Origin of the sequence: Streptomyces roseirectus (assembly GCF_014489635.1) — a bacterium.
GTDB lineage: Bacteria > Actinomycetota > Actinomycetes > Streptomycetales > Streptomycetaceae > Streptomyces > Streptomyces roseirectus.
The window spans coordinates 4,082,867-4,099,557 of the sequence record NZ_CP060828.1 but is presented as its reverse complement, the minus strand read 5'-3'; the positions used below and the strand labels follow the sequence as shown (position 1 = coordinate 4,099,557).

The window sequence follows — 16,691 nt, the reverse complement described above, 5'->3', positions numbered from 1 at the left end:
GGGTGTCAGAGTTTTTCGGGGGTCCTGATGCCCAGGAGGGTCATGCCCTGGTGGAGGGTGCGGGCGGTGAGGTCGACCAGGAAGAGGCGGTTCTCGATCTGGGCGGGGGTCTCGGCCTTCAGGACCGGGCACTGGTCGTAGAAGGTGGTGAGGTGGCTGGCCAACTGGTAGAGGTACGCGGCGAGTTTGTGCGGCTCGTAGGAGGCGGCCACGTCCAGGACGGTTTCCGCGAACTGGTCCAGGTGCAGGCCCAACGCCCGCTCCGCCGGGGCCAGTTCGAGGTCCGGGTGCGGGGTGGGCGCTGTGCCGTCCGCCTTGCGGAGGATCGACTGGATACGGGCGTAGGCGTACTGGAGGTAGACCGAGGTGTCGCCGTTGAGGGAGACCATCTGGTCGAGGTCGAACTTGTAGTCGCGCACGGCGGACGTCGACAGGTCGGCGTACTTGACCGCGCCGATGCCCACGTAACGGCCGTTCTCGGTGATCTCCTGCTCGGTCAGGCCCACCTTCTCGGCCTTGTCGCGGACGACGGCCGTCGCGCGGTCGACCGCCTCGTCGAGCAGGTCGACCAGCTTGACCGTCTCGCCCTCACGCGTCTTGAACGGCTTGCCGTCCTTGCCGAGGACCGTGCCGAAGGCGAGCTGCATCGCCGTGACGTCGTCGTTCAGCCAGCCGGCGCGGCGGGCCGTCTCGAAGACCATCTTGAAGTGCAGGGACTGGCGCGCGTCGACGACGTACAGGAGCGTGTCCGCCTTCAGGTTGAAGACGCGGTCGCGGATCGCCGAGAGGTCGGTGGCCGCGTAGCCGAAGCCGCCGTCGGACTTCTGGACGATCAGCGGGACGGGGTTGCCGTCGGGGCCCTTGATGTCGTCGAAGAACACGCACAGCGCGCCCTCGGAGCGGACCGCGACGCCCGACTCCTCCAGGAGGCGGCACGTCTCGTGGAGCATGTCGTTGTAGCCGCTCTCGCCGACGATGTCGGGGTCGCGGATCTCCATGTCCAGCTTCTCGAAGACGGAGAAGAAGTAGATCTTCGACTCGTCGACGAACTTCTGCCAGGACGCGAGGGTCGCCGGGTCGCCCGCCTGGAGGTCGACGACCCTGCGCCGGGCGCGCGTCTTGAACTCCTCGTCGGAGTCGAAGAGTTTACGGGCGGTCTTGTAGAGGCGGTCGAGGTTGGACATCGCCTCCTCGCCCGTGATCTCGCTGTCCTTGTGGTCCAGTTCGTGCGGATGCTCGTCGAGATACTGGATCAGCATCCCGAACTGCGTTCCCCAGTCGCCGATGTGGTGCCTGCGGATCACCGACTCGCCGGTGAATTCGAGGAGTTGGACGACCGCGTCGCCGATCACCGCCGAGCGGAGGTGGCCGACGTGCATCTCCTTCGCCACGTTCGGCTGCGCGTAGTCGATGACCGTCGTGCCCGGCGCGGCCGCGTACGGGACACCGAGGCGGCCGGTGTCGTCCGCGTAGCGCGCGGCCAGGTTCTCGGTGATCGCGCCGTCCGCGATGGTGATGTTGAGGAAGCCGGGGCCGGAGACCTCGACGTCCTTGATCACGGCGGACGCGGACTGGGGGGCCGTGAGGTTCGCGACGACCTGGGTGGCCAGCTCGCGGGGGTTGGCCTTCGCCTTCTTCGCCAGCGCGAGGATGCCGTTGGCCTGGTAGTCGGCCCTGTCGCTGCGTCGCAGCAGCGGGTCCGCTCCGGCGGCCTCCGGCAGGGTGGCCGAGAGGGCGGACGCGAGGTGCTGCTGGACGGAGTCGCTCAGGGACGTGACCGAGGCCATGGAGTGGGTGCCGTTCTCCTCGTGGGGATGGATATACCTCTCCAGTATCCCATGGGTGGTAAAGCGCTTTTCGGGGCTCAGGGGGCCGGGCCAGGGGGTGGCTCCGGAGTATGTCAGGGGTGGTGTGAGGGTCTGGTGTACGAATTCGGGTCCCATTGCCTACTGATCAGTCGCGGACTGTCATGTTGACCATGAAGCCCCCCACCATGAAACTCCGGGCCGCGCTGGTTGCTGCCGCTGCCGCCGGGCTCGCGTTCGCCACCGCTTCCAGTGCCTCCGCCACCCCCACGTACACCGGCCCCTCTTTTGGCTCCGCTCACCGCGTGACCACCGGCGCCGACGGTCAGAAGTACGACCTGAGGCTCGGCGCGTTCAACACCCTGCTGCCCGCGTCGGGCGGGACCGTCGACGTCGCCGGGTTCGGCTACAACCGGGCGCAGGGCATCTTCCTGGCCTTCTGCGTCGTCCCCAAGGGTGTGGTGATCGGGCACCCTGAGACGTACACCACGCTGCCTACGCCCTGCCTCGGTGGGCGGGAGTCGACCGACGGGTCCGCTCGGCGGATCACCGATACGGGTACGGGTACTCCCGGGGTAACCCTCCCCTACCAGGAGGGCGGGTCCTTCCTGACGAACCTCAAGATCAAGCCGCAGATCGCCGACGGGGTCACCTGCGGGGTGAACGGGGTGCAGTGCGCGATCGTGACCCGCGCCGACTTCACCGCGACGGCCGACCGGTCGTACGACCAGTACATCCCGGTGAGCTTTGACCAGTAGCTGGTGAACTCCGGCTGACCCGTTCGCATCTACATCGGCGTCCCTCAGAAGTACTACGGGGGCGCCGATACCCGTTTTCGTGGTTCGGGTGCCTCCTGGGAGAATGGGACGGTCAGCCGTGATTCCCAGAGGAATCCCAGAACACAGAGGACGTGCCGATCGTGGCTCAGAGCACCGAGACCACCGACTGGGTCTCCCGTTTCGCGGACGAGGTCATCGAGGAGTCGGAGCGTCGGGCCCCGGGCAAACCTGTGGTCGTCGCCTCCGGGCTCTCCCCCTCGGGCCCGATCCACCTGGGCAACCTCCGTGAGGTCATGACCCCGCACCTGGTCGCGGACGAGATCCGCCGCCGGGGGCGCGAGGTGCGCCACCTCATCTCCTGGGACGACTACGACCGCTACCGCAAGGTGCCCGCTGGCGTCCCCGGCGTCGACGAGAGCTGGGCCGAGCACATCGGCAAGCCGCTCACCTCCGTCCCCGCGCCCGCAGGGTCCGCGTACCCGAACTGGGCCGAGCACTTCAAGGCGGCCATGGTCGCGGCGCTCGGCGAGCTGGGCGTGGAGTTCGACGGGATCAGCCAGACGGCCCAGTACACCTCCGGCGTGTACCGCGAGCAGATCCTGCACGCGATGCGCCACCGCGCCGACATCGACGCCGTCCTCGCGCAGTACCGGACGAAGCCGAAGGCCGCCCCGAAGTCGCAGAAGCCCCTGGACGAGGCCGAGTTGGAGGCCGCCGAGGGGTCCGGCGCGGCCGGTGAGGACGACGGGTCCGCCGGATCCGCCGGGTACTTCCCGTACAAGCCGTACTGCGGCAACTGCGAGAAGGACCTCACGACCGTCACCGCGTACGACGACGACAGCACCGAGCTGACGTACACCTGCACCGCGTGCGGGTTCGCCGAGACCGTGCGGCTCAGCGAGTTCAACCGGGGCAAGCTGGTCTGGAAGGTCGACTGGCCGATGCGGTGGGCGTACGAGGGCGTCGTCTTCGAGCCGTCCGGGGTCGACCACTCGTCGCCGGGGTCGTCGTTCCAGGTCGGCGGGCAGATCGTCGGGATCTTCGGCGGCGAGCAGCCGATCGGGCCGATGTACGCGTTCGTCGGGATCTCCGGGATGGCGAAGATGTCGTCGTCCAAGGGCGGGGTGCCGACGCCGGGGGACGCGCTGCGGATCATGGAGCCGCAGCTGCTGCGCTGGCTGTACGCGCGGCGGCGGCCCAACCAGTCGTTCAAGATCGCCTTCGACCAGGAGATCCAGCGGCTGTACGACGAGTGGGACAAGCTGGCGGCCAAGGTGGCCGACGGTTCCGCGCTGCCGGGGGATGTTGCCGCGTACGCGCGTGCCGTCGGGACGGCCGCCGGTGAACTGCCGTCCACCGCGCGGGCGTTGCCGTACCGGACGCTCGCGTCCGTCGCCGACATCACCGCCGGGCACCAGGACCAGGCGCTGCGGATCCTCTCCGAGCTGGACCCGACTACGCCGCTGGGGGGACTCGACGAGGTCCGTCCCCGGTATGACAAGGCGGAGGCGTGGATCAACACGCACGTGCCCGCCGACCAGCGGACCATCGTGCGGTCCGAGCCGGACCTGGAGCTGCTGAAGTCCCTCGACGAGGCGTCCCGGGAGAGCGTGCGGCTCCTGCTGGACGGGCTCGCCTCGCACTGGTCCCTCGACGGGCTCACCCATCTGGTCTACGGGGTGCCCAAGGTCCAGGCCGGGTTCTCCGCCGACGCGACGCCCAAGGAGCTGCCGGCCGAGATCAAGACGGCCCAGCGGACGTTCTTCGCGCTGCTGTACCACCTGCTGGTCGGGCGGGACACCGGGCCCCGGCTGCCCACGCTGCTTCTCGCGGTGGGGCAGGAGCGGGTACGGGTACTCCTCGGGGAGTAGGGGTTGACGTGAGAAGGGGCCCTCTCGTGGGGCCCCTTTTCCGTGCCTGCTGTGCTTGCTGCTGTGCCGGTCAGGCGATGTGGTCGTCCATGACCTCGGCGTTGTGGCGGTTCTGGAAGCGCAGGACCATGCGCTTGGCCTCGGCGTCGGAGAGCGAAATACCGTGCGTGGCTTCGACGTTGTCGCTGAACTCGCGCGGCGTCGGGTAACTGCCGTCTATCGACTGCTTGAAGATGCCGTAGTACGAGTCCTCGTCCGGGGCGGGGGGCTCCGGGGCGCCGCCGCCCTCGCCCAACTCCCTTGTGCGGCCCGGCCCTGCCGGGATCGGGAAGGTGCCGGTCTCCTCGGGGGAGGGCTCCTCCAGCGGGGGCTCCTGCTGGTACTGGGCCTCGTACTGCTCCGCCTGCATTTCCTGGGCGTACCAGTCGGCGTACGCGGCCTCGGGGTTGTAGTTCGGGTCGTAGCCGCCCTGGTACTGGGTCTCGGAGGGCGCCTTCTGGTGGAACCAGGGACTTTCCTCGGGCGCCGGCTCGGGTTCCGGCTCGGGTTCCGGTTGGGGCTGCGGCTGTTGGTGCTGCTTCTGGAGCAACGGCGGCTGCTGGGCCGGGAGTTCGGGCTGCTGCTGCTCCACCGGGGCGGGGGCCGGGGGCAGTTCCTGTTGCTGGGGTATCGGCGGGGGCGGTGGGATCAGGACCGGTTCGATGCCGGCCGCCGCGAGGCCCGCGGGGGCCGTCTCCGAGAGGGGGATGCCGTAGCGCGCGAGGCGCAGCGGCATGACCGACTCGACCGGGGCCTTGCGGCGCCAGGAGCGGCCGAAGCGGGACTGGAGGCGGGCCTGGTAGACGAGGCGGTCCTGCTCCAGCTTGATGACCTGGTCGTAGGAGCGCAGCTCCCACAGCTTCATCCGGCGCCACAGCAGGAACGTCGGGACCGGCGAGAGCAGCCAGCGCGTGATGCGGACGCCCTCCATGTGCCGGTCCGCCGTGATGTCCGCGATCCGGCCGACCGCGTGCCGGGCCGCCTCGACGGCGACGACGAACAGGACCGGGATCACCGCGTGCATCCCGACCCCCAGCGGGTCGGGCCAGGCCGCCGCGCCGTTGAAGGCGATCGTCGCCATCGTCAGGAGCCACGCCGTCTGCCGCAGCAGCGGGAAGGGGATGCGGATCCAGGTGAGGAGGAGGTCCAGGGCGAGCAGGACGCAGATGCCCGCGTCGATGCCGATCGGGAACACGTAACTGAAGTTCCCGAAGCCCTTCTTGATCGCCAGCTCACGGACCGCCGCGTACGAACCGGCGAAGCCGATACCGGCGATGATCACGGCGCCGGCCACGACCACGCCGATGAGAACGCGGTGCATCCGGGTCAACTGGATTGGCGCGGCCACCCGTACTCCCCTTCGCTTTCCTGTCGTTGCGCGCAACAGGGTGGCACATGTGTGCGGCGAACGCGTTGTCGGACCGTCAGCTCTTACTGGGGGAGGGGGTGGCGGACGGGGCTGTGGAGGCGTTCGCCGACGGGGTCGCCGCGGGTGAACTCGGCTGTGTGGCAGCGCCGTTGGCCTTCTTGACCGCGGCGACCGTCTCCTTCGCGACCTGCTGGGCGAGCTTCATCAGATCGTCCGGGTCCGGCGCCTTGTCGCCCGCGAAACCGGCGCCGTTGTAGTCGACCGTGATGACGATGTTCTCCGTGCGCGTCACCACCGTCTGCTGCTTGAAGGATCCTTCCTTCTTCTTCTGGTCGTAGCGGATCGCGGTCGCCGCGTCGCCGATCCCGGTGGCGGCGGCCGACTTGACGTTCGTCGCGCCCTGCACCGACTTGGCGTCGTTCAACTGGCGGCCGTAGTAGTCCTGCGCCTGCTGATCGGCGTCGCCCGCGACGGAGTTGGAGTCGAAGCGGAGCAACGAGACGCTGAGCCAGCGGTACTGGGAGCCCTTCACGCCGTTGTCCGTGAGGCTGTCCCAGGTGCAGCCCGACCGGGTCCCGGCCTCGCCCGACGCCGACTTCTTGCCCGACTTGGCCTTCGGGACCGTGTCGTCGAGGGTGTCCTCCGAGACGACCTCGCAGGCGTCCGGCAGCGACTGGTAGACCGCCGCCCGGAGCGTGGGGGACGCCGAGACCTCCTCGCCGGGCGACGCCGCGCCGCTGCCCGACGACTGCTGGGTGTCCTTGTTCGCCGCGGCGGCGCCGCCGTCGTCCGAGTCCGAGGAGCAGGCCGCCGCGAAGAGCAGCACCGGGAGTGCCGCCGCAACCATCGCGCGGTTCACGCTCCGGGCACGCTTCGTCCGCTTCTCGGGCTGGTCGTCTCGCTGGGCTCGTCGCTGCATGGTTCCTTCACTCATGACGCTCGTGGTTCCTGCGGGCTCGTGGTTCCTGCGGGTCGGAACGGGTCCGAGGGGCCACCGTACGCGGTGAAGAAGATGTGCGTTCTTGTTTCGGTGTCTTGGCCGACGGGGGGACGGGGGGTGGCGCGGCGGGCGGTCAGCCGAGCCGGTCGGCCAGTTGGGCCGCGAGTTTCCGGGCCTTGTCCTGCATTTCCTTGCTGTCCGGGACCGTGCCGAGCGTCGTCGGCTGCTCGTCGTACTGGACGGTCACGATCACGTTGGACGTGCGGAACGCCACAGTCACCGTGCGCTGCTTCGCCGTCGAGCCGGAGTTGGTGAGGGCGTCGTCGAGGAACGCCTCGTCGCCGAGGTCGTCGAGGACGCGGGGCTGGATGTCGGCGGTGGGGCTCGGGGAGGCGGAGGGGGATACCGAGGTCGTAGGGGGTGTAGGGGAGGTGCTGGAGGAGGGGGCGGGGGTGCCGCTCTGGGCTGTGGCGGGGGTGGCGGCGGGGGTACTAGGGGTACTGGGGGACGGGGACGCCGGGGCCGGGAGGTCCGCCGCGAGCTGCTTGCGGGCGAAGAGGATCTGCGCCTGCGCGTCGTCGCTCACCGCGTTCGCGTAGCTGACGACGCGCTCGAAGTCCACCGAGAGGTGGTCCGTCGCGGCCGTCGACTCGACCTTCCAGCGACAGCCGACGCGGCGGTCCGTGTCGTACGTGAGGGTGGGGGTGCCCGCGTACGCCTTCTGCTGCTGGGTGACGTCCGCGAGCTGCTTGATGCCCGGCAGCAGGGCGTCCAGCGTGCCCCGGCCGACCGCGCCGCACGCCTCCGGGAGTGTCGCGTACCGGCCCGGCTGCGCCGCCGCGCTCGTGGTGCCGCTGTTCCCGGGGTTCGAGTCGTCCGTCGAGCCGCCGCCGTCCGAGCCGCCTGTGCAGCCGGTCAGCAGCACCGCGAGGAGGGCTGCCGCGCCGGGGACGTACGCCTTGCGCTGCACGGGGGGCTCCTTAAGGACTAGGGGTGACCCTGTCAGGGTGTGGGGGTTCCAGTGTCCCTCGCCAGGAATTTCGTTTGCCGGGCGCGGGGGGCACCTGACGACAATGTGTATCGCACGCGACACCGCTGACGCCGGTCCGGCATCCATTTCGTGGACCTTGGTGCCGGTTTTGCGTATCCAGTCGTTTGTTGTGTTTTCTGTTATTCCTGGGGGAGTTGGGGGACGTCATGTCGTACGTGGAGCTGCCGGGGGCCATGGTGCCGATCCGGATGTGGACCGATCCCGCCGGCGTCGAGGACGTCGCGCTGCGGCAGTTGCGCAACGTCGCGACCCTGCCGTGGATCAAGGGCCTCGCCGTGATGCCCGACGTCCACTACGGGAAGGGGGCGACCGTCGGGTCCGTCATCGCGATGCGGGGGGCTGTGTGTCCCGCCGCGGTGGGGGTGGACATCGGGTGTGGGATGTCCGCCGTCAGGACGTCGCTCACGGAGAACGATCTGCCGGGGGATCTGTCGCGGCTGCGGTCGAAGATCGAGGAGGCCATCCCGGTGGGGCGGGGGATGCACGACGACCCCGTCGACCCGGGGCGGCTGCACGGGGTGGCGACCTCCGGGTGGGACGACTTCTGGGCGCGGTTCGGGGGCGTCGCCGACGCGGTGAAGTTCCGTGAGGAGCGGGCCGTCAAGCAGATGGCGACGCTCGGGGGCGGGAACCACTTCGTCGAGGTCTGCGTGGACACGTCCGGCACGGTGTGGCTGATGCTGCACTCCGGGTCGCGCAACATCGGCAAGGAACTCGCCGAGCACCACATCGGGATCGCGCAGAAGCTGCCGCACAACCAGGGGCTCGTCGACCGTGACCTCGCGGTCTTCGTCTCCGACACCCCGCAGATGGCGGCCTACCGCAACGACCTGTTCTGGGCGCAGGAGTACGCGAAGCATAACCGCGCCCTGATGATGGCGCTGCTGAAGGACGTCGTCCGCAAGGAGTTCAAGAAGGCGAAGCCGGTCTTCGAGCAGGAGATCTCCTGCCACCACAACTACGTGGCGGAGGAGCGGTACGACGGGATGGACCTGCTGGTGACCCGTAAGGGTGCGATCCGGGCGGGGTCCGGGGAGTACGGGATCATCCCCGGGTCCATGGGGACCGGGTCGTACATCGTGAAGGGGCTCGGGAACCCGCTCGCCTTCAACTCGGCGTCCCACGGGGCCGGTCGGCGGATGAGCCGGAACGCCGCGAAGCGGAGGTTCTCCGTCTCCGACCTGGAGGAGCAGACGCGGGGGGTGGAGTGCCGGAAGGATTCCGGGGTCGTGGATGAGATTCCGGGGGCGTACAAGCCGATCGAGCAGGTCATCGACCAGCAGCGAGATCTGGTGGAGGTCGTGGCGAAGCTCAAGCAGGTGGTGTGTGTGAAGGGGTGAGTGCGGGTTCGCTCGCCGCGAGTACTACGGGGGTGACCTTAGGGGTCCCGGGGTTTCCCGGGGCCCCTTTGGCTTGCCCGGGGTATCAGGGGAGGCGTTTTTCCATGAGGGTTACCGCGTACGGGCTGCCGGGGCCGTCGGCCTTCGCGCGCTGTTCCCCTACGACCTGGTAGCCGGCGGACTCGTAGTACTCGCGTAGGCGGGGGTTGGTGGAGAGGCAGTCCAGGCGGGCCCAGGGGCGGCCGGCGGCGGCGATGCGGGACTCGGCGTGGGTGAGGAGGTGGCGGCCGGTGCCGGGCGGGGCGGTGTGGGGGACGGTCATGAGGCGGTGGATGTAGCCGGCGTCGTCGGGGCGGGGGCCCCAGGCGGGCTTGTCGGTCCACCAGAGTTCGTAGGCGCCGGCCGTGACGCCGTCCGACTCGGCCAGCCAGACCTCGCCCTCGGCCATGCGGGTGCGGAAGTGGGCCTCCGTCTTCTCGCCGGGCTGCCACTGGACGATGCCCCGGGCGAGCTGCCAGAGGGCGGCGGTGTCGCGGAGGCGGACGAGGAGGGGGGCGTCCTCGGGGGTGGCTCTGCGGTATGTCAGGGGTGAGTGAGGGGCGGGCGTGGGGTGGTGGGGGTCGGTGAGGTAGCGGGTGCGGAGGGCGTTCCTCAGGGGGACGGGGTCCAGGGCCAGGGACTTCTCGACGTACCGGTCCACCGAGCCGTGGCGGGCGGTGAACTCCCGCAGGAACAGGCGCATCGCCGTCGCGGGGGCGCGGCCGAAGGAGGGCCAGGGCGGGGTGGTCTCGGTGGCGTGCCAGTCGGCGAGGAGGGCGGCGGTCGCCAGTTCTGTCCGGGAGTAGTCCTCGATGACTACCTCGTCGGGCACGTCCAGCAGGGTGAGGAGCAGGGCTGCCAGCAGGCCCGTGCGGTCCTTGCCGGAGACGCAGTGGAAGGCGACGGGGGTGTGTGCGTCCGCGATCAGTCGTAGGGCTGTCGCGATTTCCTTGCGGCCCTCCTCGGCGGTCTTCAGGTAGCGCTGGGCCAGGTGGGGGCCGAGGTCGGGGGCGGGGTTGGGGGCGAGGGCTTCGCTTCGGGCGGGCTGGGCGGAGCGGTCGGGTGAGTGGGGCTCCATGTTGAGGTGGTGGTACGCGAAGGAGCCGTCCTGTGGGACGCGGCCCCGGTGGGTGGCCTCCTCGGGGTCACGCAGGTCGATGACCGTGCCGATGCCCAGGGCGCGGAAGCGGTGCCAGTCCGGGGTGCCCTCGGTGAGCTTGCCGAGCGAGTCCGAGCGGTACAGCAGTCCGGGGCGGACCCGGCGGCCGTCCCGGGTGGGATAGCCGCCGAGGTCGCGGAAGTTGTGCAGGGTCTCGAACGGGGGGTGACTGTCCAGTCTGGCTGCTCTGTCCACGGGGGTGACCCTACTTGCGGGTTACTTCGCGTGGCGGACCGCGTAGATCATGACGAAGGCGATGATGTGGATGACGAAGAGGAAGTAGCCGAGGAAGATCCAGACCTGGCGTTCGTTCTTCGTCTCGTAGGCCAGACGGCGGAGTTCGGCGGCGCGCTCGGGGGTGAGGGCGTCGGGGGTGGCTCCGGGGTCCGGGGTCTCAGGGTTCGGGCCGGGGCTCGGGTCCGGGGCCGCCTGGTTCTCGCCGTCCGGCATCACAGTTCCCGGTGGACCTTCGTGTTGGACGCCTGGGCGCGCGGGCGCAGGACGAGGAGGTCGACGTTGACGTGGCTGGGGCGGGTGACCGTCCAGGCGATCGTGTCGGCGACGTCGTCGGCGGTCAGGGGCTCGGCGACGCCCTCGTACACCTTCGCGGCGCGCTCCTTGTCGCCGCCGAAGCGGGTCAGGGCGAACTCCTCGGTCTTGACCATGCCGGGGGCGATCTCGATCACGCGGACCGGCTGGCCGACGATCTCCAGGCGCAGGGTCTCGGCGAGGACGTGGGCGCCGTGCTTCGCGGCGACGTAGCCGGCGCCGCCCTCGTACGTGCCGTGGCCGGCGGTCGAGGAGACGACCACCACCGTGCCGTCGCCGCTCGCGACCAGCTTGGGCAGGAGGGCCTGGGTGAGGTGGAGGGTGCCGATGACGTTCGTCTCGTACATCGCGCGCCAGTGGTCGGGGTCGCCGGTCGCGACCGGGTCGCCGCCGAGGGCGCCGCCCGCGTTGTTGACCAGGACGCCGATCGTGTCGAACGCCGTCGCGAACTCGTTCACGGCCGCGCGGTCGGTGACGTCCAGGGTGTACGCCGTCGCGGCGCCGCCCGCCTCGGTGATCTCCTTGGCCAGCGCCTCTATGCGGTCCTCGCGGCGGGCGGTGAGGACCACTCGGTAGCCGGCCTGCGCGAGTTTGCGGGCGGTCGCGGCGCCGATGCCGCTGCTCGCGCCGGTGACTACTGCGATGCGGGACGCGGGGGAGGGCATGTGCTGCTCCTGGTGTCGGACGGACGTGGCTCTCCAAGGGTAGGTGGGGGATGGGGATCTTCCGTAGGGGTCCTGGGGGCCGGACCAGGGTTTCCGAGGTCGGTGGCTCTGGGGTAGGGGCGGGGCGGGTGGCTCTGAGGTACCAGGGGGCGGGGCGGTGGTGCTTCACCTGTTGGGCGGTGCCTGTCCGGCGAGGGCCGTGGGATACATCCCGTACGACCTTCGGTGGACCGAGGAGTGACGGTATGCGCAGGGTTCTGACGGCTGTGGTGGCTTCGGCGCTGGTGGCGCTGGGGAGCGGGGGCGTGGCGGCGGGGAGTGAACGCGCGGTCGCGGGGCCGGTGGTGCCCGACGTCTGGGGGCTGGTGCCGGAGGCCGACCTCTCGTACCACGGGGCCGCCGTGATGGCGGACGGGCGGATGGAGGTGCGGGTCGCGCCGCGCAACCACGGGCCCTCCCGGGTCGCGGACTCGGCCGTCCGGCTGCGCTGGTCCGTGCCGCTCGCGGCGGGGGCGCAGGGGCTGCCGAGCGGGTGCGTGCGGGTGGGGGTCGCGGAGGTGGTGTGCCGGACGGGTGCGCTGGCGGCGGACGCGTCCGGGGAGCGGATCGAGGTGGGGGTACGGCTGCGGGGGCGGCCCCAGGAGGTCGTCCTCGAGGTGGAGACCGCGTGGAGTGGAGGGACGGTCGACCGGAACCGGGGGAACGACCGGCAGCGGGTGCTGGTGCTGGAGACGGGGGACGCGTACTACTTCTGAGGTACGCCGCGGGACTCCGTGTCGTACTGCTCGCGCGCCGTGTGGACCTCGTCCATGTGGGTCTCCGCCCAGTCCTTCACGGCGGTGAGGAGGAAGGCGAGGCTGTGGCCCAGGGGGGTCAGTTCGTAGTCGACCCGGACGGGGACGGACGGGGTGATCTCGCGGGTGAGGATGCCGTCGCGTTCGAGGGCGCGCAGCGTCTGGGTGAGCATCTTCGGGCTGACCCCGGCCAGCTTGCGGGCGAGGTCGCTGTAGCGCAGGGAGCCGGGGGCGAGGGCGCAGACGACCAGGCTGACCCACTTGTCGCTGAGCCGGTCGAGCAGTTGGTTGGTGGGGCAGCCCTTGATGAACGCGTCGTACTCGACGCGGGCCTGGGCGCGGCGCTGGGCCGCTGTCGTCGTCGCCATGGCTCACCTTCCGGGTAGGTACGCACTCCTGGGTAACTACTTCCCGCTGGATAGTAGCTCTTCCTAGGGTCGTGGCAGCGGGGCGGAGAGCGTTTCTCAACCCCTTCTCGATTCCAGGGAGTTGTCTGTCATGCGTGCTGTCGTGGTCCGGGAGTTCGGTGGGCCGGAGGCCGTGGAGGTCGTCGAGGCCGAGGTGCCCGAGCCGGGGGCGCGGGAGGTGCGGATCAAGGTGGCCGCCGCCCCGCTCAACCCCGTCGACGTGGGGCTGCGTGCCGGGGCGTTCGGGGGCGCCGGGAAGCAGGTGGGGCTCGGGTGGGACGTCGCCGGGGTGGTGGACGCGGTCGGGGTCGCGGGCGCGTGGGCGGTGGGGGACCGGGTGGTGGCGCTCGACCACGGGATCTCCGGGGCGCTCGGGGCGCAGGCGGAGTTCGTCGTCGTGCCCGTCGACGCCGTCGCCGTCGCGCCGCGCGGGGTCGACGAAGTGCACGCGTCCACGCTGCCGTTGAACGGGCTGACGGCTCTCCAGGGCCTGGACGCCATGGAGTTGGGGGCCGGGCAGACGCTGCTGGTGACCGGGGCCGCGGGGGGAGTGGGCGCGTTCGTCGTCCAACTCGCCGTCCAGCGGGGGGTGTCGGTGACGGGGTTGGCCCGGGAGGGGGACGCGGAGTACGTCCGGGGGCTGGGGGCGGAGTTCGCCGGCGCCGGGGATGTGGAGGGGGAGTTCGACGGCGTCTTCGACGCGGCGGTGCTGGGGGAGGCGGCCCTGGGGTGGGTGCGGGACGGGGGCGTCTACATGGGCGTGATGCCGCAGGGGCAGCCCGCCGGGGTGCGCGGGATCCGGACGTCCGCGGTGGAGGTCGCGGCGGACGGGGCTCAGCTGGCCGGGCTGGTGAAGCTGATGGAGGAGGGGGTGCTGACGACCCGGGTGGCCGGGACGTACGGGCTGGAGGAGGCGGGGGAGGCGCACGCGCGGTTCGGGCGGGGCGGGGTCGGGGGACGGCTGGTGCTGGTCCCCTAGGGGTACCTCTCAGGCAGGGGGCCTGTCAGGTGATGCCCTGGGCGTACGCCTTGGGGGGGGTAGTCCCAGGGTCTTGGTGAACGCCCGGGTCAGGTGGGCCTGGTCGGCGTAGCCGAGGTCGGCCGCCAGGGCGGGCCAGTCGGGGGCGGGGTCGGTGGCGGCGTGGTCCAGGGCCTCGTGGAGGCGGTACCTGAGGATGACCCACTTCGGGGTGACGCCGACGTGGGCCGCGAAGAGGCGTTGCAGGGAGCGGGAGGAGAGGTTCGCGGCTCGGGCGACGTCCGAGACCTTGCGGAGGTCGCGGGTCTCGCGGGTCAGGTCGACCAGGCGGGTCGCCAGGTGGATCTGAGGGGTGAGGGCCAGGGGGAGGGCGAGGAAGTGGGCGTCCAGGGCGGCGGCGCGGGCGTCGTCGGAGGCGGGGGTGGTGAGGTCGAGGTGGGGGAGGGGGAAGGGGGAGGGGTGCTGGTGGGCCTCGCCGCGCGCCTCGTCGCCGATCGCCTCGCGGACCGTCTTGCGGACCGGCCTCGCGGCAGCCGAACCCTCGCGGCTGTCCTCCCCGAGCCTCACCACTCTCCCCGTCCACCCCGTCGCCGCCACCCCCGGTGTGAACGCGCTGAATGCCCCGGGGCGGAATTTCACCCCGCACACCCTCCCCCGGCCCGTAAGGGTTCTCACGTAGGACCCGTGGGGGATGCCGGTCAGTTCGGTGTAGGGCGGGCCGGTTTCCTCGTCCCACTGGAAGGTGAGGTTGATCGAGGGGTGGGGGATCACTCGTGAGGTGTAGGGGATGGGGAGGTCCCAGTCGATCAGCCAGTACCGCTCGATGTACGGCCGCAGGGCCGGTGCGGGGAGCCGGCGGCGGAAGCGGACGCGGGTGAGGAGGGCTGCCGGGTCGACGATGCCTCGGGTGTCGTCGGGTACCGCCATGGGGGGATCGTACGTCGGGGAATAGCTCCTGCGGGGTACGCGTTCCGGCGGTATAGTTTAACCGTCAACAACATGGAGGGTGAGCGGGCATGCAGTTCGGGATCTTCACCGTCGGGGACGTCACGCCCGACCCCACGACCGGGCGGACGCCGACCGAGGCGGAGCGGATCAAGGCGATGGTCGCCATCGCGCTCAAGGCCGAGGAGGTCGGGCTCGACGTCTTCGCGACCGGCGAGCACCACAACCCGCCGTTCGTGCCGTCGTCGCCCACCACCATGCTCGGCTACGTCGCCGCGCGGACCGAGAAGCTGATCCTCTCCACCTCCACCACGTTGATCACCACGAACGACCCGGTGAAGATCGCCGAGGACTTCGCGATGCTCCAGCACCTCGCGGACGGGCGCGTCGACCTGATGATGGGGCGCGGCAACACCGGCCCGGTCTACCCGTGGTTCGGGCAGGACATCCGCGAGGGCATCAACCTGGCGATCGAGAACTACGCCCTGCTGCGCCGGCTGTGGCGCGAGGACGTCGTGAACTGGGAGGGCAAGTTCCGCACCGCGCTCCAGGGGTTCACCTCGACGCCCCGGCCGCTGGACGACGTCCCGCCGTTCGTGTGGCACGGTTCCATCCGCTCGCCGGAAATCGCGGAACAGGCCGCCTATTACGGCGACGGGTTCTTCCACAACAACATCTTCTGGCCGTCCGACCACACCAAGCGGATGATCGACCTGTACCGGACGCGGTTCGCCCATTACGGGCACGGGACGGCCGAGCAGGCGATCGTCGGACTCGGCGGACACGTGTTCATGCGACGCAATTCGCAGGACGCCGTCCGGGAATTCCGGCCGTATTTCGACGTGGCGCCGGTGTACGGGCACGGGCCCTCGCTGGAGGAGTTCTCCGCGCAGACCCCGCTGACCGTCGGCACGCCGGAACAGGTCATCGAGAAGACGCTGCGGTTCCGGGAGTACGCCGGGGACTACCAGCGTCAGCTGTTCCTCGTCGACCACGCCGGGCTGCCGCTGAAGACCGTCCTCGAACAGCTCGACATGCTGGGCGAGGAGGTCGTGCCGGTGCTGCGGAAGGAATTCGCGAACGGACGCGGGGCGAATGTGCCGGACGCGCCCACGCACGCGTCCCTGCTCGCGCGGAAGAACCTCGCGCGGAAGAACGCCGAAGCGAAATCCGAGGAGGTCACGTCGTGAAACTCGTCGTCGTTTCCGCCGGGCTGAGTGTCCCGTCGTCCACGCGGTTGCTCGGGGAACGGCTCTCCGCCGCCGTCGCGCGGGAGGTCACCGGCGTCGAGGTGGAATTCGTCGAGCTGCGGGAACTCGCCGTGGAGATCGCGCACCAATTCGTGAGCGGATTTCCCGGGGCCGGGCTGCGGAGTGCTTTCGACGCGGTCGCGCAGGCCGACGGGCTGATCGTCGTCACGCCTGTTTTCTCCGCCTCCTACAGCGGGCTCTTCAAGTCGTTCTTCGATCTGCTGGAGAAGGACTCGCTGGCCGGGAAGCCCGTGCTGATCGCGGCGACCGGCGGAACGGCCCGGCACTCCCTCGTCCTCGACCACGCGCTGCGGCCCCTCTTCTCCTACCTGCGTGCCGTCGTCGTCCCGACCGGCGTCTACGCGGCCTCCGAGGACTGGGGCGCGGAGGGGCTGCCCGAGCGGGTCGAGCGCGCCGCCGGTGAACTCGGCGGGCTGATGCGCGGCCTCTCCGGGGCGAGGGCGCCCGAGGTGAGGGACGAGTTCGAGATCTCCGTCCCGTTCGAACAGCGCCTCGCGGCGCTCGGCGGGGGTGCCGACGGAGGTACTACGGGCTGACCCCTGCGGAATTCCCCCTAGTACCGCGGTAGTAGGGGGAATTCCGCATGATCACCCTCGCTCCGCGCCCTCTCCCGGTTGCCTCCGGCACGGTGAGAGGCAGGTAAAAAGGGTGATCGTCATGGTGGTGGCCGAGGCCGTGGGGGCCTTGCG

At 70.4% G+C, this 16,691-nt stretch carries 16 protein-coding genes; 7 read left to right on the top strand and 9 right to left on the bottom strand.

From position 1 onward, the window contains the following. Positions 1 to 5: 5 nt before the first annotated feature. Positions 6 to 1,787, bottom strand: coding sequence for an arginine--tRNA ligase (gene argS, locus IAG44_RS16955; RefSeq protein WP_187747936.1), 1,782 nt, complete (start codon positions 1,785 to 1,787; stop codon positions 6 to 8). A gap of 191 nt (positions 1,788 to 1,978) precedes the next feature. Here argS and IAG44_RS16950 point away from each other — a divergent pair, with 191 nt between their 5' ends. Both IAG44_RS16950 and lysS read left to right on the top strand, forming a co-directional pair. Further along, complete coding sequence (locus IAG44_RS16950; RefSeq protein ID WP_246561792.1) at positions 1,979 to 2,563, top strand: hypothetical protein; 585 nt, start codon at positions 1,979 to 1,981, stop codon at positions 2,561 to 2,563. Positions 2,564 to 2,715: 152 nt separating this feature from the next. Continuing rightward, entirely contained in the window at positions 2,716 to 4,455 is a 1,740-nt protein-coding gene (gene lysS, locus IAG44_RS16945; RefSeq protein ID WP_187747934.1) for a lysine--tRNA ligase, read from the top strand. A gap of 70 nt (positions 4,456 to 4,525) precedes the next feature. On the opposite strand, the gene IAG44_RS16940 is transcribed toward lysS, so the two are convergent. The 3 genes from IAG44_RS16940 to IAG44_RS16930 all read right to left on the bottom strand — a co-directional run bounded on the left by IAG44_RS16940 (position 4,526) and on the right by IAG44_RS16930 (position 7,773). Further along, positions 4,526 to 5,842 carry a DUF2637 domain-containing protein gene (locus IAG44_RS16940; protein ID WP_187747933.1) on the bottom strand — a complete coding sequence of 439 codons (1,317 nt, stop codon included), beginning with the start codon at positions 5,840 to 5,842 and terminating at the stop codon, positions 4,526 to 4,528. Between the two features lie 76 nt (positions 5,843 to 5,918). Beyond that, complete coding sequence (locus tag IAG44_RS16935; RefSeq protein ID WP_187752728.1) at positions 5,919 to 6,782, bottom strand: DUF3558 domain-containing protein; 864 nt, start codon at positions 6,780 to 6,782, stop codon at positions 5,919 to 5,921. 154 nt (positions 6,783 to 6,936) lie between these two features. Further along, the gene (locus IAG44_RS16930) at positions 6,937 to 7,773 is read right to left on the bottom strand and encodes a DUF3558 domain-containing protein (RefSeq protein WP_187747932.1); all 837 of its coding nucleotides are present in this window, start codon (positions 7,771 to 7,773) and stop codon (positions 6,937 to 6,939) included. Positions 7,774 to 8,000: 227 nt separating this feature from the next. On the opposite strand from IAG44_RS16930, the gene IAG44_RS16925 reads away from it, so the two are divergent. Next, positions 8,001 to 9,194 carry an RtcB family protein gene (locus IAG44_RS16925; RefSeq protein WP_187752727.1) on the top strand — a complete coding sequence of 398 codons (1,194 nt, stop codon included), beginning with the start codon at positions 8,001 to 8,003 and terminating at the stop codon, positions 9,192 to 9,194. An 85-nt stretch (positions 9,195 to 9,279) separates the two neighbouring features. Here the strand turns inward: IAG44_RS16925 and IAG44_RS16920 are convergent, their stop codons facing one another. Genes IAG44_RS16920 through IAG44_RS16910 form a run of 3 tightly spaced genes read right to left on the bottom strand, consistent with a single transcriptional unit; the run spans position 9,280 to position 11,606 of the window. After that, positions 9,280 to 10,569 (bottom strand): GNAT family N-acetyltransferase, encoded by a 1,290-nt coding sequence (locus tag IAG44_RS16920; RefSeq protein WP_187752726.1) that lies wholly within the window; start codon positions 10,567 to 10,569, stop codon positions 9,280 to 9,282. A gap of 39 nt (positions 10,570 to 10,608) precedes the next feature. Continuing rightward, positions 10,609 to 10,842 (bottom strand): hypothetical protein, encoded by a 234-nt coding sequence (locus tag IAG44_RS16915; protein WP_187753145.1) that lies wholly within the window; start codon positions 10,840 to 10,842, stop codon positions 10,609 to 10,611. Then, positions 10,842 to 11,606: an SDR family NAD(P)-dependent oxidoreductase gene (locus tag IAG44_RS16910; protein ID WP_187747931.1), complete on the bottom strand. Its 765-nt coding sequence runs from the start codon at positions 11,604 to 11,606 to the stop codon at positions 10,842 to 10,844. The genes IAG44_RS16915 and IAG44_RS16910 overlap by 1 nt, the downstream gene beginning before the upstream one ends. A 245-nt stretch (positions 11,607 to 11,851) precedes the next feature. On the opposite strand from IAG44_RS16910, the gene IAG44_RS16905 reads away from it, so the two are divergent. Beyond that, positions 11,852 to 12,361 carry a hypothetical protein gene (locus IAG44_RS16905; RefSeq protein ID WP_246561791.1) on the top strand — a complete coding sequence of 170 codons (510 nt, stop codon included), beginning with the start codon at positions 11,852 to 11,854 and terminating at the stop codon, positions 12,359 to 12,361. Here the strand turns inward: IAG44_RS16905 and IAG44_RS16900 are convergent. Then, positions 12,352 to 12,768 carry a winged helix-turn-helix transcriptional regulator gene (locus IAG44_RS16900; RefSeq protein ID WP_187747930.1) on the bottom strand — a complete coding sequence of 139 codons (417 nt, stop codon included), beginning with the start codon at positions 12,766 to 12,768 and terminating at the stop codon, positions 12,352 to 12,354. The two genes, IAG44_RS16905 and IAG44_RS16900, sit on opposite strands and share 10 nt — an antisense overlap. A 130-nt stretch (positions 12,769 to 12,898) precedes the next feature. Here IAG44_RS16900 and IAG44_RS16895 point away from each other — a divergent pair, with 130 nt between their 5' ends. After that, on the top strand, positions 12,899 to 13,786 hold the full coding sequence (locus IAG44_RS16895) for an alcohol dehydrogenase catalytic domain-containing protein (RefSeq protein ID WP_187747929.1): 888 nt from the start codon (positions 12,899 to 12,901) through the stop codon (positions 13,784 to 13,786). 9 nt (positions 13,787 to 13,795) lie between these two features. On the opposite strand, the gene IAG44_RS16890 is transcribed toward IAG44_RS16895, so the two are convergent. Then, on the bottom strand, positions 13,796 to 14,713 hold the full coding sequence (locus tag IAG44_RS16890; protein ID WP_187747928.1) for a helix-turn-helix domain-containing protein: 918 nt from the start codon (positions 14,711 to 14,713) through the stop codon (positions 13,796 to 13,798). A gap of 89 nt (positions 14,714 to 14,802) precedes the next feature. Between IAG44_RS16890 and IAG44_RS16885 the strand changes: the two genes are divergently transcribed. Together IAG44_RS16885 and IAG44_RS16880 are read left to right on the top strand one after the other, a co-directional pair. Further along, a complete protein-coding gene (locus IAG44_RS16885) occupies positions 14,803 to 15,921 on the top strand; it encodes an LLM class flavin-dependent oxidoreductase (RefSeq protein ID WP_187747927.1) in 1,119 nt (372 codons plus the stop codon). Beyond that, positions 15,918 to 16,538, top strand: a complete 621-nt coding sequence (locus IAG44_RS16880) for an FMN reductase (protein ID WP_187747926.1) — start codon at positions 15,918 to 15,920, stop codon at positions 16,536 to 16,538. Before IAG44_RS16885 ends, IAG44_RS16880 begins: the two co-directional genes overlap by 4 nt. The last annotated feature ends 153 nt before the right edge of the window (positions 16,539 to 16,691 follow it).

Excerpts from the sequence above, each read along its gene's own strand:
- IAG44_RS16925 (WP_187752727.1), top strand. The coding sequence starts at position 8,001 with ATGTCGTACGTGGAGCTGCCGGGGGCCATGGTGCCGATCCGGATGTGG.
- IAG44_RS16890 (WP_187747928.1), bottom strand. The coding sequence starts at position 14,713 with ATGGCGGTACCCGACGACACCCGAGGCATCGTCGACCCGGCAGCCCTC.
- IAG44_RS16915 (WP_187753145.1), bottom strand. The coding sequence starts at position 10,842 with ATGCCGGACGGCGAGAACCAGGCGGCCCCGGACCCGAGCCCCGGCCCG.
- IAG44_RS16935 (WP_187752728.1), bottom strand. The coding sequence starts at position 6,782 with ATGCAGCGACGAGCCCAGCGAGACGACCAGCCCGAGAAGCGGACGAAG.
- argS (WP_187747936.1), bottom strand. The coding sequence starts at position 1,787 with ATGGCCTCGGTCACGTCCCTGAGCGACTCCGTCCAGCAGCACCTCGCG.
- IAG44_RS16895 (WP_187747929.1), top strand. The coding sequence starts at position 12,899 with ATGCGTGCTGTCGTGGTCCGGGAGTTCGGTGGGCCGGAGGCCGTGGAG.
- IAG44_RS16950 (WP_246561792.1), top strand. The coding sequence starts at position 1,979 with ATGAAGCCCCCCACCATGAAACTCCGGGCCGCGCTGGTTGCTGCCGCT.
- IAG44_RS16885 (WP_187747927.1), top strand. The coding sequence starts at position 14,803 with ATGCAGTTCGGGATCTTCACCGTCGGGGACGTCACGCCCGACCCCACG.
- IAG44_RS16900 (WP_187747930.1), bottom strand. The coding sequence starts at position 12,768 with ATGGCGACGACGACAGCGGCCCAGCGCCGCGCCCAGGCCCGCGTCGAG.
- IAG44_RS16910 (WP_187747931.1), bottom strand. The coding sequence starts at position 11,606 with ATGCCCTCCCCCGCGTCCCGCATCGCAGTAGTCACCGGCGCGAGCAGC.
- IAG44_RS16905 (WP_246561791.1), top strand. The coding sequence starts at position 11,852 with ATGCGCAGGGTTCTGACGGCTGTGGTGGCTTCGGCGCTGGTGGCGCTG.